The 14,570-nt window shown below is 67.9% G+C and carries 13 protein-coding genes; 3 read left to right on the plus strand and 10 right to left on the minus strand.

Features of this window, described 5'->3' with window-relative positions:
* Window positions 1-123 precede the first annotated feature (123 nt).
* From pyk to gap, 6 genes are all read right to left on the minus strand, one after another.
* Window positions 124-1,590 carry a pyruvate kinase gene (gene pyk / locus AC06E9_RS03240; protein WP_121039358.1) on the minus strand — a complete coding sequence of 489 codons (1,467 nt, stop codon included), beginning with the start codon at window positions 1,588-1,590 and terminating at the stop codon, window positions 124-126.
* Between the two features lie 213 nt (window positions 1,591-1,803).
* Window positions 1,804-2,445, minus strand: coding sequence for an HAD hydrolase-like protein (locus AC06E9_RS03245; RefSeq protein ID WP_478055465.1), 642 nt, complete (start codon window positions 2,443-2,445; stop codon window positions 1,804-1,806).
* Window positions 2,442-3,617 (minus strand): phosphoglycerate kinase, encoded by a 1,176-nt coding sequence (locus AC06E9_RS03250; protein ID WP_121039363.1) that lies wholly within the window; start codon window positions 3,615-3,617, stop codon window positions 2,442-2,444. The genes AC06E9_RS03245 and AC06E9_RS03250 overlap by 4 nt, the downstream gene beginning before the upstream one ends.
* Before the next feature lie 114 nt (window positions 3,618-3,731).
* Entirely contained in the window at window positions 3,732-5,108 is a 1,377-nt protein-coding gene (locus AC06E9_RS03255; RefSeq protein WP_478055466.1) for a DUF3999 domain-containing protein, read from the minus strand.
* Window positions 5,108-7,780 carry a DUF2339 domain-containing protein gene (locus AC06E9_RS03260; RefSeq protein ID WP_478055467.1) on the minus strand — a complete coding sequence of 891 codons (2,673 nt, stop codon included), beginning with the start codon at window positions 7,778-7,780 and terminating at the stop codon, window positions 5,108-5,110. Before AC06E9_RS03260 ends, AC06E9_RS03255 begins: the two co-directional genes overlap by 1 nt.
* 176 nt (window positions 7,781-7,956) lie before the next feature.
* Window positions 7,957-8,958, minus strand: coding sequence for a type I glyceraldehyde-3-phosphate dehydrogenase (gene gap / locus AC06E9_RS03265; protein WP_121039371.1), 1,002 nt, complete (start codon window positions 8,956-8,958; stop codon window positions 7,957-7,959).
* 200 nt (window positions 8,959-9,158) lie between these two features.
* Between gap and AC06E9_RS03270 the strand changes: the two genes are divergently transcribed.
* Window positions 9,159-9,788 (plus strand): OmpW/AlkL family protein, encoded by a 630-nt coding sequence (locus AC06E9_RS03270; RefSeq protein ID WP_121039374.1) that lies wholly within the window; start codon window positions 9,159-9,161, stop codon window positions 9,786-9,788.
* A 78-nt stretch (window positions 9,789-9,866) separates the two neighbouring features.
* On the opposite strand, the gene AC06E9_RS03275 is transcribed toward AC06E9_RS03270, so the two are convergent.
* On the minus strand, window positions 9,867-10,565 hold the full coding sequence (locus AC06E9_RS03275) for an aspartate/glutamate racemase family protein (protein WP_282259020.1): 699 nt from the start codon (window positions 10,563-10,565) through the stop codon (window positions 9,867-9,869).
* 119 nt (window positions 10,566-10,684) lie between these two features.
* On the opposite strand from AC06E9_RS03275, the gene AC06E9_RS03280 reads away from it, so the two are divergent.
* Both AC06E9_RS03280 and AC06E9_RS03285 read left to right on the plus strand, forming a co-directional pair.
* A complete protein-coding gene (locus tag AC06E9_RS03280; RefSeq protein ID WP_282259022.1) occupies window positions 10,685-11,500 on the plus strand; it encodes a S1/P1 nuclease in 816 nt (271 codons plus the stop codon).
* A 10-nt stretch (window positions 11,501-11,510) separates the two neighbouring features.
* Window positions 11,511-12,317 carry an MBL fold metallo-hydrolase gene (locus AC06E9_RS03285; RefSeq protein ID WP_478055468.1) on the plus strand — a complete coding sequence of 269 codons (807 nt, stop codon included), beginning with the start codon at window positions 11,511-11,513 and terminating at the stop codon, window positions 12,315-12,317.
* Window positions 12,318-12,375: 58 nt separating this feature from the next.
* Here AC06E9_RS03285 and AC06E9_RS03290 read toward each other — a convergent pair whose 3' ends face one another.
* From AC06E9_RS03290 to AC06E9_RS03300, 3 genes are read right to left on the minus strand one after another with little or no spacing between them, the layout of a single operon-like run.
* Window positions 12,376-12,945 carry a hypothetical protein gene (locus AC06E9_RS03290; protein ID WP_121039385.1) on the minus strand — a complete coding sequence of 190 codons (570 nt, stop codon included), beginning with the start codon at window positions 12,943-12,945 and terminating at the stop codon, window positions 12,376-12,378.
* Window positions 12,942-14,147, minus strand: a complete 1,206-nt coding sequence (locus tag AC06E9_RS03295) for a M56 family metallopeptidase (protein WP_478055469.1) — start codon at window positions 14,145-14,147, stop codon at window positions 12,942-12,944. Before AC06E9_RS03295 ends, AC06E9_RS03290 begins: the two co-directional genes overlap by 4 nt.
* A complete protein-coding gene (locus AC06E9_RS03300) occupies window positions 14,140-14,505 on the minus strand; it encodes a BlaI/MecI/CopY family transcriptional regulator (RefSeq protein WP_121039391.1) in 366 nt (121 codons plus the stop codon). Before AC06E9_RS03300 ends, AC06E9_RS03295 begins: the two co-directional genes overlap by 8 nt.
* Window positions 14,506-14,570: the final 65 nt, after the last annotated feature.

The raw sequence follows: 14,570 nt of genomic DNA on the forward strand, positions 1-14,570 counted from the left end.
GGGGAAAGCCCCCTGAGTGAGGGGGCGGCCGCGAAGCGGCGGGGGTCTGGGAGATGGTAAGAAGGGCCCACGGTTTGCAGCGCAAACCGTGGGGCGACAGCGCGTATGCGATGACGCGTACCCTTAGAGTTCGCCCAGGCCGCTCGCACGGCCGTCTTCGCCCACTTCCAGCAGGCGCAGCGTGTTCGTGGCGCCATGGGTTTCCATGTGCTCGCCGCTGGTGAAGACGACGCGGTCGCCGCTCTGCAGCTGGTTCGCTTCGAACAGCAGGCGGATGCTGCCGCGCGCGGCTTCGCGCGGGGTCAGGCCGCGGCTGTCGAAGTTGATCGGGAACACATCGCGCATCAGCGCCATCTGGCGGCGGGCGCCGTCATGGCGGGTCACCGCGAACACCGGTGCCGAGGCACGGAAGCGCGACAGGTACCGCGCGGTGCCACCGGATTCGGTCATCGCCACGATCGCGCGCACGCCTACGTGCTGGGACAGGAACATGGTGGCCATGGCGATCGCCTGGTCGGCACGTTCCAGATTGCGCGGCGAGGCGCCGAAATCGGTCTCGGTCTGGAACTGGCGTTCGGCACCGAGGCAGATACGCGCCATCGCTTCGACCGCCTTGACCGGGTACATGCCCGCGGCGGTTTCGGCCGAGAGCATCACCGCATCGGTACCGTCGATGACCGAGTTGGCCACGTCCAGCACTTCGGCGCGGGTCGGGATCGGGCTTTCGACCATCGACTGCAGCATCTGGGTGGCGGTGATCACCACCTTGTTCTGCGCCAGCGAGGCCTTGATGATTTTCTTCTGCAGGCCCGGCAGTTCGGCATCGCCGATTTCCACGCCCAGATCGCCACGCGCGACCATGACCACGTCACTGGCGTCGACGATCTCTTCCAGGTTGTCGATCGCTTCGGTGCGCTCGATCTTGGAAACCAGCGCGGCGTAGCAGCCGTGCGACTCGGCGATCTCGCGCGCGTCGTTCATGTCCTGCGCATTGCGGCAGAAGGAGACGGCGATGAAATCCACGCCGATCTTGGCCACGATGCCGATCAGTTCCTTGTCGCGCTCGGTCAGCGCGCCCAGCGACAGGCCACCGCCCTGCTTGTTCAGGCCCTTGCGGTCGGACAGCACGCCATCGTTGAGCACGGTGTTGATGATGCGCTCGCCCTGCACTTCGGTGACCTGCAGCTGCATCAGGCCATCGTCGAGCAGCAGGATGTCACCGGCCACCACGTCCTGCGGCAGGCCGAGGTAGCTCACGCCCACCTGGGTGGTGTCGCCGGCCGGTGCGTTCGGTGAGGCGACCAGGTCGAAGCGGTCGCCCGCCTTGAGCTTGATCTTGCCTTCGGCGAAACGCTCGATGCGGATCTTCGGGCCCGGCAGATCGGCCAGGATGCCCACTTCCACGCCCACGCGGGCGGCGGCGGCACGTACATCGGCAGCGCGCTTGGCCTGGCCGGACGGGTCACCGTGGCTGAAGTTGAGGCGAACCACGTTCACGCCGGCGCGGAAGAGATCCTCCAGCACGCCCGGCGGGTCGGTCGCCGGTCCGAGGGTGGCAAGGATCTTGGTGCGACGCTGACGCTCAATCATGGTTAATGGGCTCCCGTTAAAGGAGTGAAATTAGCACACCCATCACGTCCCATGAATACGATTACACCGCTGGCACGCTTGGGTTTCACCGTTGTCCTGCAGACAGCCCGAGACGACCGGGCGGACAGTCATCTGACCGCCCGCCGGCCAGCGCCAATCGCGGCGGGGCTTTGCGCAGGACATGCGGCGGCGTACGGATCGCCGCCGCGGCCCTCAATCGATCAGGGTGAGCAGGTCGTCCGGTGCCTGCGCGAGGTGCGCCGCCCCGGCCGCTGCGAGCTCTTCGGCACCGCCGAAGCCCCACAACACGCCGATATTGCGCAGCCCGTGATGACGCGCGCCTTCGATATCCATGCGCCGGTCGCCGATCATCCAGCACTGCGCCGGGGTCAGCGACAGCCGGCGCAGGGCCTCGGCCACCAGCTGCGGCTTCTCGCTGCGGCTGCCATCCGGGGTCGCGCCGATCACGTCCTCGAAGCAGTGACCGAACGGCAGGTGCTCGACGATGCGCCGGGCGTGCGGCTCGTTCTTGGCGGTGACGATCGCCAGCCGATGGCCGCGATCCTTCAAGGCCTGCACGACCTGGCCGATCCGCGGGTAGACCTCATGCTCGCGCCAGCCGACCACGTCGAAGCGCTCGCGGTAATACGTCACCGCCTGTTCGACCTGGGCCGGATCGTTGAACAACGGCGCGAAGCTGGTGCGCAACGACGGCCCGATCCAGCGCCGCAGTTCGGCCTGTGGCGGGACCGGTTGGCCCATCTGCGTGAGCGCATGCGCCACGCACCCGGTGATCCCGACGGCCGAATCGATCAGCGTGCCGTCGAGATCGAAGAACAGCACAGCGCGGCTCACGAGCCGCGGGCCTCCAGCGCGGCGACGGCCGGCAGGGTCTTGCCTTCCAGGAACTCCAGGAACGCGCCGCCACCGGTGGAGATGTAGCTCACCTCGCCGGCGATGTCGTACTTGTCCACCGCGGCCAGGGTGTCGCCACCACCGGCGATCGAGAACGCCGGCGAGGCCGCGATGGCACGGGCCAGCGCTTCGGTGCCATGGCTGAAGGCCTCGAATTCGAACACACCGACCGGGCCGTTCCAGACCACGGTGCCGGCCTTGGCGATCAGGCCCACGTAGTGCTGGGCCGTCTCCGGGCCGATATCCAGGATCAGGTCATCCTCGGCCACGTCGGCGACGGCCTTCACCGTGGCTTCGGCGTCCGGCAGGAACTGCTTGGCCACCACCACGTCGGTCGGCAGCGGGATGTCGGCGCCACGCGCCTTGGCATCGGCGACGATCTTCTTGGCGGTGTCCAGCAGGTCCGGCTCATACAGCGACTTGCCGACCGGGTAACCGGCGGCCGCGATGAAGGTGTTGGCGATGCCACCGCCGACGATCAGCTGGTCGACCTTGCCGACCAGGCTGGAGAGCAGTTCGAGCTTGGTGCTGACCTTGCTGCCGGCCACGATCGCCAGCAGCGGCGGGGCCGGGGCGAGCAGCGCCTTGGCCAGCGCGTCCAGTTCGGCCATCAGCAGCGGACCGCCAGCGGCGACCGGCGCGAAGCGGATCACGCCATGGGTGGAGGCCTGCGCGCGGTGCGCGGTGCCGAAGGCATCCATGACGAACACATCGCACAGCGCGGCGTACTTCTTCGCCAGCGCTTCATCGTCCTTGCCCTCGCCGACATTCATGCGGCAGTTTTCCAGCAGCACGATGGAACCCGGCGCGACGTCCACGCCATCGACCCAATCACGCACCAGCGGCACCTGGACACCCAGCAGCTGCGACAGGCGCAGCGCCACCGGGGCCAGCGATTCGGCTTCACTCCACACGCCTTCCTTCGGACGCCCCAGGTGCGAGGTCACCATCACGGCGGCGCCCTTCTCCAGCGCCAGCTTCAGCGTCGGCAGCGACGCGGTGATGCGCTGCTCGGAGGTGATCTGGCCGTTGTCGATCGGCACGTTCAGATCCTGGCGGATCAGCACGCGCTTGCCGGAGAGATCGAGGTCGGTCATGCGAACGATGGACATAAGCAACTCTTTGGCTCTGAAGAAGGAAGGGCGCCGTGCGGCGCAGACCATCATTGTCCCGGCTGCGCGGGTGCATCGCAAATCCATAACAGGGACGGAGGTAGTTAAGCGCGCTTAACTACCCCCGTCCCCGTTAAGACGCGGCTGGCGCAGCAGGCTGACCGCGAAGCCACCGACGATCAGCACGCCGATCACCAGCAGCGCCCACAGCAGCCACTGTTTCCAGTCGCGCTGCGGGGCCACTGCGGCATCGCCAGCGAGCACTTCCGGTGCGCCCTGCACGCTTGCCTGCGCCGGTTGCCACTGCGCGCCATGCTGCTCGCGCAGCTGCGCGATCACCGTGGCCACCGGCGCATCCTGGCGCTCGGCACGCACGCTGCCGGCGGCCACCGCAAACGGCGGCTCGCCCTGGCTGAGGAACACCAGCGCTTCGGGCTGGTAGCCAAGCTTGAGCGTCGGTGCCGGCATCGACTGCGGCTGGCCGGCCACCAGCTTCCAGTAACGATCACGCGTACTGCGTGCCAGTGGCTGGGTCTGCGATTGGCGACGGTCGGCGGCGTCCTGCAGCTGATAGGCCACCCACGGGCCGGCGCGCACCTGCCACGGTTGATCGGCATCGTCGCGGCTCAACAGCGTCCACTGCACCACGCTGTTGTCGGCGGTGGCGATATCGGCCTGCGCGATCGGGAAGCGCCCGTCCAGCTGATACTCGAACTCGCCGGGTTTGCCGGCGGTACCGGTCAGCGACTGCCAGCGCCACGCGATCGCCTGCGCGGCCGGCGCCAACTCGGCCTGCACCGTGGACAGCGCCGGCAAGGCATCGGCGCCGATCGGCAGGATCCGGAAGTACTTGGCCTGGCGCGCGATCTCGATGCGGCGCTGCTGCAGGCGGCGGCCTTCGTGCTGCAGGTCCACCAGCGGCACATCGTCGGCGATGCGCAGCCAATCGCGCAGATCGTTGCTCATCTCCACGCGAACGCGCGCCTGCAGTGGCGACTGTGTCTGCCAGTCCAGGCGCAGCGCCTGCACGCCGGTCTTCAGCGCGCTGGCGTCGATCAGCCAGCCGGCCGGTTGCCCGGCCGCGCCACCGCGTCCCAGCCGCGCTTCCACCCGGCGCACGCTGCCGTCGGTATTGCGCTCGGTCAGCAGCTGCAGATCATCGCCGGAGGTACCGGCCATCGGCGGCAATGGGAACCAGGACAGCGTCTGCCATTGTGGCGCCTGCGCCAGTGGCTGATCGGCAGCCAGCAGCGCCGAAGGCAGTGCCTGGCCTTGTGCGTTGAACACCTGCACGTCGGCCAGGCGTGGCGACACCGCGGTGCGGTAGACGCCATCGTCGAGCGTCAGCCGGTAGGCACCGGCCTGCGGCTGCGCGAGCTGCAGCGGCCATTGCTGGCGATAGGCCTGGCGGTCATCGGCGGCCTGGGCCTGGGCCTGCGCCAGCGCCGGAAGCGCCAGCGCGGTGAAGAGGATCAGCGGGCGAAAGGTCATCAAGACTGCGGCTCCACGGCGGGGTCCGGCGCGCGCGGCGGCGCCGGTGCCAGATAGCCCACGACCGTGCACAGCAGGCCGTAGGCGATGAAAGAAGAAATGCCCAACAGGTTGCCCAGGTGCTGGCGGTCGATCAGCACCAGCTTGGCCAGCACCACGCCCATCAGCACCGCGCCGACCAGCCACAGCACGCGTTGCCCGCGGCGCGAGCCCCACACCCAGCTGATCACGCCGAGCACGCTCCACACCACGGTCAGGCTGGTCTGGGCGAGGGTCGAAGACCACAAGCGCTCGTTCCACGGCACCCCGCCCCAGTGATGCACGGCGTGCAGGGTGATGCTGGTCAGGGCGACGAAGCCGGCAATCGCCAGCACCGGTATGCGCATCGCACGCAGGCCATCCGGCGCCTGCGCAGACCACAGCCAGCGCGCAGCGAGCACCAGAACGGCGAGCTGCGCCAGTTCCACCGGGTTGAGCAGCGGCAGCCACGGCAGCGGTGCTGCGCCGGCCGGGACCAGCAACAGGCCCGCCCAGCTCACGCCAAGCACCGCGAACAACGTGCCCTGCAGCGGCGTGCGCATCGGATCGAAGCGTTCGCCAAGCGGCACCGTCAGCCAGCGCCAGCGCAACAGCGCCACGGCGGTGACGAGCAGCCACGGCAACAGCATCAGGGCCAGGCCCCAACCCTGTGCCAGCGCGAAACGGTCGGCCAGCCACAGGCAGGCCAGCGACACCACGGACGGCCACAGCAACCACCACAGGAACTGCGCCGCCAGCGACGTGCGGTCGTCGCCTGCGCGCAGACACCACAGGCTGCGCACGCCCAGCAGCGCGAACACCGCCCAGGCCAGTGCGCCATAACCGGCGAACGGCTGGTCATGCACATCGGCCTGCCACAGCGCCAACGGGAACGCAGCCAGCACCATCGCCAGCGTGGTGAGCACCAGTGCGCGTGCCGGCCAGCGCCGATGCATCTCGGCGGCCAGCCAACCGGTGACGGCCGCGGCGATCAGCAGCGCATCGGGCTCGCTGCGGTGGGCGACGAAGCGCAGGATCTCGTGGCTGATACTGCCCAGCCACCACAGCAAGCCCCACAGGTAGTACACGATGGCCGGCGACTGCTGCTGCGCGCGGCGATAGCTGAAGGCCGCCGCGAAACCAGCCACCGCCAGCAGCAGGCCGCTCATGAAGGTCGGGTTGGCGATGGCCGTGGCGTCCAGATGCCAGTAATCGGCGCCGACCACGAAGCCGAACGCGGCGCCCAAGGTCAACAACGCACCGGTGACCTGCGGCAGCCAGCGCTGCTGTCGCAGCCCCAGCCAGGCCAGGGCCGCCCCTTCCAGCGCGAACACGCTGGCGGTGGCCCGTGCAGACAGCGCCAGCGGCACCGCCAGCGTCGCAAAGCCCACCGCGAGCACCGCATGCGACTGACCCAGTGCGGCATAGCGCTCGCGCTTGATCAGCACCCACGCCAATCCCGCATACAACGCGGCCAGTGCCAGCGAGCACAACGCCAGCAGCAGGCGATCGTCGTGCAGCAGACCGGCCTGCAACGAAAACGCGATCAGCGGCGTACCGAACACCAGGCTGCCATCGATCAGATCGCGTTTCTCCGCACGCTGCCGGCGCGCATAGAGGATCGGAATCAGCAGGTAGAAGGCGAAGAACAGCAGCAGGAACGGCTCGGTGCTGGCGAACTTGTCCGGGCTGTACTGGAGCACGCCCCAGGCGGTACCGATGCCGAAGGTGAAGGCAAAGCCGAGCAGGTTCAGCGCGCGCCACGGTCGCCACCAGGCAATCGCCAGGATCGCCGCGTTGAGCACCGCGTAATACGAGAAAAGCGCGACATGATTGCCGCTGCCGGTGGACAGCCAGATCGGCGCCATGAAGCCGGCCAGGATGCCGAGCACGGCCAGCGTGCGCGAGTTCTGCACCACCGCCAGCACGCCCATGCCGGCGATCAGCAGCACGCTGAGCGCGAACGCCGGCGCGGCGGGGATCAGGTCATAGCGCTTGAACGCGGCGAAAATGGTCAGCAGCAGGATGCCGATTGCCCCGCCCTGCAGCGCCAGCGCGAACAGGTGCCGGGTATCGCGCTGCACCCAGCCGAACACCAGCCCGGCCAGCGCCGCCAGCGCGATGGCGGCCAGGCGCAGCTCGATCGGTGCGTTCAACCAGCCCTGGTCGCTGGCGTACTTGAGCAGCGCGGCCACACCGGCCAGTAGCACCAGCATGCCGATCTTGACCGGCACATTGCCCTCGGTGAACCACTGTTTGAGGGTGCCGATGATGCGCTCGCCGATGCCCGGTCCCTGCGGTGCGGCAGGTGCCGGCGGTGGTGCAGACCGGGGCGGCAGCGGGGGCGGCTGCGCCGGTTCGTCCAGTGGCGCAACGCGCGCAGCGGGGGCAGTCACCGCAATGGGTGACGCGTCCGGTGTGCGCGGCGCGGCATCCAACGGCGGGGACACGGTGTCGACCGACGCAATGTCGGCCCAGCGCAGCGGCCGTTCGGGCGCGGCGGGTGCCGGCGTGGCGTCCCAGGCCGAGCCTGCCGCGCGTTGCTCCAGCGCGGCGACGCGGCGGCGCAGGCCGGCGATCATCACCAGCGCCACGATCAGCAGCAGCGGGATCGCCAGCAGTACCAGCACCAGCAGGACAATCAGAGCTTCCATTCCAGGCCATCCTCAAGAGGTCGCCCCGGCTGCACCCGGCAGGCGCAGTGCCAGGGCACGCGGGCCATGCTAAAGGATCGGCGGCACACGCGGGATCACGCCCTGGCGGGCGCCCCTGAAACGACAGACCCCGGCACGGGGCCGGGGTCTGTGGAATGACGCAGGGCAGCGCTGGCTTACGCCGCGACGACCTTGACCATTTCCAGGCACTTGTTGGAGTAGCCCCATTCGTTGTCGTACCACGACACCAGCTTGACGAAGGTGCTGTCCAGCGCGATGCCGGCATCGGCGTCGAACACCGAAGTGTGGGTTTCACCGCGGAAGTCGGTCGCCACGACCTTGTCTTCGGTGTAGCCCAGGATGCCCTTCAGCGCGCCTTCGCTCTGTGCCTTCACTTCAGCGCAGATCTCGGCGTAGGTGGCTTCCTTTTCCAGCTCGACGGTCAGATCGACCACCGACACGTCCGAGGTCGGCACGCGGAAGCTCATGCCGGTCAGCTTCTTGTTCAATTCCGGGATCACCACGCCGACGGCCTTGGCCGCACCGGTGGAGGACGGAATGATGTTTTCCAGGATGCCACGGCCACCGCGCCAGTCCTTGTTGGACGGGCCATCGACGGTCTTCTGGGTGGCGGTCGCGGCGTGCACTGTGGTCATCAGGCCACGCTTGATGCCCCACTTGTCGTTGATGACCTTGGCCAGCGGGGCCAGGCAGTTGGTGGTGCACGACGCGTTGGAGACGATCGCCTGGCCGGCGTAGGTCTTGTCGTTCACGCCGAACACGAACATCGGGGTGTCGTCCTTCGACGGTGCCGACAGGATCACCTTCTTGGCGCCCGCGTCGATGTGCTTCTGCGCGGTTTCCTTGGTCAGGAACAGGCCGGTGGATTCGATGACGACGTCCACGCCGACCTCGTCCCACTTCAGGTTGGCCGGGTCGCGTTCCTGGGTCAGGCGGATCTTCTTGCCGTTGACCAGCAGGTCGTTGCCGGAGACTTCCACGTCGGCCTTGAAGCGGCCATGCACGGAGTCGTACTTCAGCATGTACGCCAGGTAGTCCGGCTCCAGCAGATCGTTGATGGCGACGATTTCGATGTCATTGCCGAAGTTCAGCACGGCCGAGCGCAGTACGTTGCGCCCGATGCGACCGAAACCGTTGATGCCAACCTTGATTGCCATGTTCACAAGCTCCTGCAGCCGCGACGGTGCGGCGCCGATGGAAAGGGGCGTTCATTCTAGCAGGGCCGGAACCGGCCCGGCCCGGGGAAGACGAATGGGAACCGGTTACAACGGTAAATACCCGGATTGATCCGGATCAAGGCGCGCAGGCGCATGGACGGGAAAACTGGCGCCATTCCAACCCGCCACGAGACCGTCTCATGCGCAAGACCTCCCCCCTCCTGCTCTCCAGCCTGGCCGCCGCCCTGGCGCTGGCCGCCGCCCCCGCCATGGCCCAGTCCAAGGGTGACTGGACGATCGGTGCCGGCGTGCACCAGGTCGCCCCAAAGTCCAACAACGGCTCGCTGGCCGGCGGCACGCTGAAGGTCGATGTGGACAACGACATCAAGCCGACCATCACCGGTGAGTACTTCATCGCCGACAACCTGGGCATCGAGCTCCTGGCCGCGCTGCCGTTCAAGCACGACATCAACATCGCCGGCCTGGGCAACGTGGGCAGCACCAAGCACCTGCCGCCGGTGGTGTCGCTGCAGTATCACTTCAACAGCAAGGGCAAGGTCTCCCCGTTCCTGGGCGCCGGCATCAACTACACCACGTTCTTCAGCGAGAAGACCGGCGGCGCGCTGGCTGGCAGCACGCTGAAGATGGAAGACTCCTGGGGCCTGGCCGCCCATGCCGGCCTGGATTTCGCGATCAACGACAAGGGCTCGCTGCGCGTTGATGTGCGCTGGATGGACATCGACAGCAAGGTGAAGCTCAACGGTGAAAAGATCGGCACCGTCAACATCGACCCGCTCGCCTACGGCGTGTCGTACGTGTTCAAGTTCTGATCGGCGGATCAGAACCCAACAAGGCAACACCCTCGCAGCAAGACAGTTTCCCCGGCTTCGGCCGGGGTTTTTTTTGGCTCATTCGGCCAACAGATGCCGCGCCGCCGCCTGCGCATGCAGCGTGGTCGTATCGAACACCGGCACCGTTGCATCCTGCGCGCCGACCAGCAGCATGATCTCCGTGCAGCCCAGGATGATGCCCTGCGCACCGCGATCCACCAGTCGCTGCATCACCGCCCGGTAGGTCTCGCGCGAGGCCGGCAGCACCTGCCCCTTCACCAGCTCGCCATAGATGATCCGATGCACCGCCGCGCGGTCATCGGCCTCGGGAATCAGCACCTCCAGGCCATGCGCCTGCGTGAGCCGCCCCGTGTAGAAATCCTGCTCCATGGTGAACGCCGTGCCCAGCAACCCCACCCGTTGCAGCCCGGCGGCCTTGATCGCCTCGGCCGTGGGATCGGCGATGTGCAGCAGGGGAATCGGGATCGCCGCCTGCACCGCGTCGGCCATGCGATGCATGGTGTTGGTGCAGATCACGATGGCCGTCGCACCCGCGCCCTGCAGGCGCTGGGCCGCATCGATCATCCGCTGGGTCGCGGTGTCCCAGTCGCCGGCATGCTGCAGTGCCTCGATCTCGGCGAAATCGAACGACCACAGCAGGATCCGGCCCGAGTGCAGGCCGCCCAAGGTGTCGCGCACGTGCGCGTTGATCAGGCGGTAATAGTGGGCCGAGCTTTCCCAGCTCATGCCGCCGATCAGGCCAACGATGTGGGCCATGGGGACCTCCGGATTCCGCCCGATGCGGGGACCCGGCGAGCCTAGCGCAAGCCGCCGGACGCTGCAGCCGGCCAGATCCCGGCAAGCCCGCGCGCGGCCGGCCCGCTAGAATGCCGCGGATGAAAATGCCTTCCCTGCTCCCGGCCACCGCCCTCGCGCTGGCCCTCACCTTCGTTTCCACCGATGCCCTGGCCTGGGGCGCACAGGGCCACCGCCTGGTGGCGCGGATCGCCGAGACCCGGCTGACCCCGCAGACCCAAGCCGAGGTTGACCGTCTGCTCGCCGCCGAGCCGGACCCGACACTGCACGCCATCGCCCCTTGGGCCGATCAGCTGCGCGCCAAGGATCCGGACCTGGGCAAGCGCTCGGCCGGCTGGCATTACGTCAACATCGGCGAAGACGATTGCCACTATGAAGTGCAGAAGCACTGCAAGAACGGCAACTGCGTGGTCGAGGCGCTGAAGGTACAGACCGCGATTCTCGGCGACCGCAGCAAGTCCGATGCAGAGCGCGCGCAGGCGCTGAAGTTCGTCGTGCATTTCGCCGGCGACATCCACCAGCCGATGCATGCCGGCTACGGCCACGACAAGGGTGGCAACGATTTCCAGGTGCAGTTCAACAACCGCGGTACCAACCTGCACTCGCTGTGGGACAGCGGCATGCTGAACGAGCAGACGCTGGATGACGACCAGTACCTCAAGCGCCTCCTCGCCCTGCCCAAGCCCGCATTCGGCAAGCGCTCCAATATCACTGTCGACGCCGCGCAGTGGGCCGAAGCCAGCTGCCGGATCGCCATTGCACCTGGCGTTTACCCGGACAAGCGTACGCTGGGCCCCAGCTATGCGGCGACCTACCGCCCGGTCGCCGAGCGCGAGCTGCGCGTGGCCGGTGAACGCTTGGCCGTGCTGCTCAACGACACCCTGGGCAAACGCTGAGGTCTGCACCATGTCACCGCACGTCGCCAGTTTCTTCCACCCGGACAGCCACACCTTCAGCTACGTGGTGCATGACCCGGCGACGTTGCAGGCGGCGGTGATCGACCCCGTGCTGGATTACGACCCGGACACCGATGCACTCGGCGCCGGGCCGCTGCAGCCGTTGCTTGCGCATGTGCGCGGGCACGGCCTGCAGGTGCGCTGGCTGCTGGACACCCATGCCCACGCCGACCATGTCAGCGCCGGGCGCTGGCTGAAATCCCAGTGGCCGGATGCGACGCTGGCGATGGGCCAGGGCATCGTGCAGGTGCAGCGCACCTTCGCGCCACGCTACGCGCTGGATGTGCCGACCGATGGCTCGCAGTTCGACCATCTGTTCGCTGACGGCGAGCGCTTCACCCTCGGTGATATCGACGCCGAAGTGATCGCAGTGCCGGGGCACACCAGCGACAGCGTCGCCTATCGCATCGGCGATGCGCTGTTCACCGGCGACTCGCTGTTCATGCCCGACGGCGGCACCGCTCGCTGCGACTTCCCGGGCGGTGACGCGGCGCAGCTGTACCGCTCGATCCAACGGATGTTGGCATTGCCCGATGCGACCCGTGTGTTCATCTGTCATGACTACGGCCCAGGGGGCCGCGAGGTCGCCAATCAGACCACGATCGGCGCGCAGCGCGCGCACAACATCCACCTGCGCGATGGCATCAGCGAGGCGGACTTTGTCGCCACCCGCCAAGCCCGTGATGCCACTCTGCCCGAGCCGAAGCTGATGCAGCCCTCGGTCAAGGCCAACATCCAGGGCGGTCCGGAAAGGTAGCGCCGGCGCTGGCCGCCCCCCCCCCTGTTGCCCGGTTGGCACACTACGCCTTACCTGTTCAGCGTCCTTGCCGGCGCACCACGTGTTGCCCTTTCACGATCTCGAACGTGAAGCCGTACAGCAGACTTACCGGCACCGGTTCGATGCGCTCGGCGCCCTCGCAGTTGCCCCGATCCGTCGGCACGCGCTGCGGAGTGAAATGACAGACGGCCGCGGGCACAAAGCGCCACATCGCCACCGCTTCCTGGGCAGCCTGCATGAGGGGCGCGTTCTCCGGCGCATTGCCGGCGGCACAGTCACTGCGATCGATCACTGGCAGACTGCGTTCGACCTTGCCTTCCGCATCGATCACCAGTTGCAGGCACACCGTCGTCGGTGCCAGCGCGCGGCGCGGATCGCGATCACCGACAGCCGGGTCCGGCCCCGCATTGAGCTGCGGCATCCGGTAACCTTCGGTCGGCCCCAGCTGATACGTCTCCACCTTTCCGCTCCCCTGAGCGCCGACGTTCGGATCCAGACGCTGGTGATCCACGTTCTCGGCACGCGTGTCCACCGTGGTCGACGAGGGGTGACTGGCACAGCCGGCCACCAGCATCGCCAGGACCACGGCCAGCGGCCCCCGCTTCACAGCGTCGGGTCCGATGCATCGAGTTCGAATGTCATCGGAATCTTCAACGCCGAGGCAACGGCCTGTCCATTCCGGCGCGCCGGTTCGAACGTCCATTGCTTGGCTGCAGCGATCGAGGCTTCGTCGAACACGCCGGCCGGTGTCGAACTGAGTACCCGGACATCGCCCGGCTTGCCAGCCGCATCGACCTCCACGCGCAACATCACGCTGCCGGAAATGCCCTGATCGAACGCCGCCTTGGGATACGTCGGCGGCGTCAGGTCACGGGCCTGCGCGCCCGCATCGCTCGTTGCCGCTTTGGCCTGCGCCGGCTCGGCACCCGCGCCGCCCTGGCTGGCCCAGGCCACCGTGCAGAGCCCGACACACAGCCCGACCACCAGCACCTGGCCGGTCATCCACGGCAATGCCTTCCGCTTGTGTTCCTTCAACATGGCAATACGCTCCTTCAACATCGGTTGGCTGCGCCAGTGGCAGGCCATCGGTGCAACCGGGTGGACCAACTGCGCCTTGAGCAGCGCGTTGGCGTAGAGCCGGCGCAGGGCCGGATGCGGATCGACCGTGCGCGCGTCGCAGGCCAGTTCCTGGTCACGCAGGAAGCGGCGCGCCGCCCACGGCAGCAACGGGTGGAACCAGAACACGCACCGCAGCGCGGCCAGCGCGGCGTTCGCCCAGGGATCGCCATGGCGGCGATGGCTCTGTTCGTGACGCAGGATCAGGTCCTGCTCGGCGGGGCTGAAGCGCTGCTCGAAGTCCGGGCCCACCACGATCCGCGGCCACCACAGGCCAACCAGCGCCGGCAGGCCCGGGTCGCCACTGGCCTGCCAGCTGCCATCCGTGCGCGGCTGCAGCGCGCCCAGGGCATGCTCGAAGCGGCGCTGCGCGCGCCAACTGATGCCAGCCATCGCCACCGCGCCCAGCAACCACACCGTCAACAGCAGCAGCGGCCACTGCGAGGCGTCGGTGGGCACGGCCGGCGCGCGCAGGGCCGAGGCCATGGCCATCACCGGGGCGGTCTCGGTGATCGTCAGCGGCGGCACCGGCAGGTACGGGACAATCAGCATCAGCGGCAGCAACCACCAGCTGCGGTAGGCCAGCGCTGCGCCCCCCAGGCGCAGCAGCAGGGGCCTGGCGGCGGCCACTACCAGCGTCGCCACCGACAGCCATACGCTGGCCTGCAGCAGTCCATCGAGCAGCTCAGTCATGGTCCAGCGCCTGGATCAGCTGCTTCAGTTCGGCGATGTCCTGCGCGCTGAGCTCGCCGCGCTGGCTGAAATGCGCCACCAGTGGCGCGATGCGGCCGTCGAAGACACGGCCCAGGAAGCCTTCGCTCTGCTCGGCCACCCAGGCCTGGCGCTGCAGCACCGGCGAGTACAGATACCGGCGCCCCTCACGGCCGGCGCTGATCGCGCCCTTGGTCAGCAGCCGGTTGAGCAGGGTCTTGATGGTGGGCTCGGCCCAGTCCCGGCTGGCCAGCGCGGCGACCACCTCGTCGGCGCCCAGCGGGTGGCTGCGCCACAGCACCTCCATCACCACGGCTTCGGCTTCACTGATCTGGCTCATCATTTACATCCGTAATCGACGATTCGATTACGCCCGTAATCAGCACCGGTGTCAACCCTTCGACG

The sequence above is a fragment of the Stenotrophomonas sp. Steno-Z10-BAI genome, assembly GCF_056393115.1.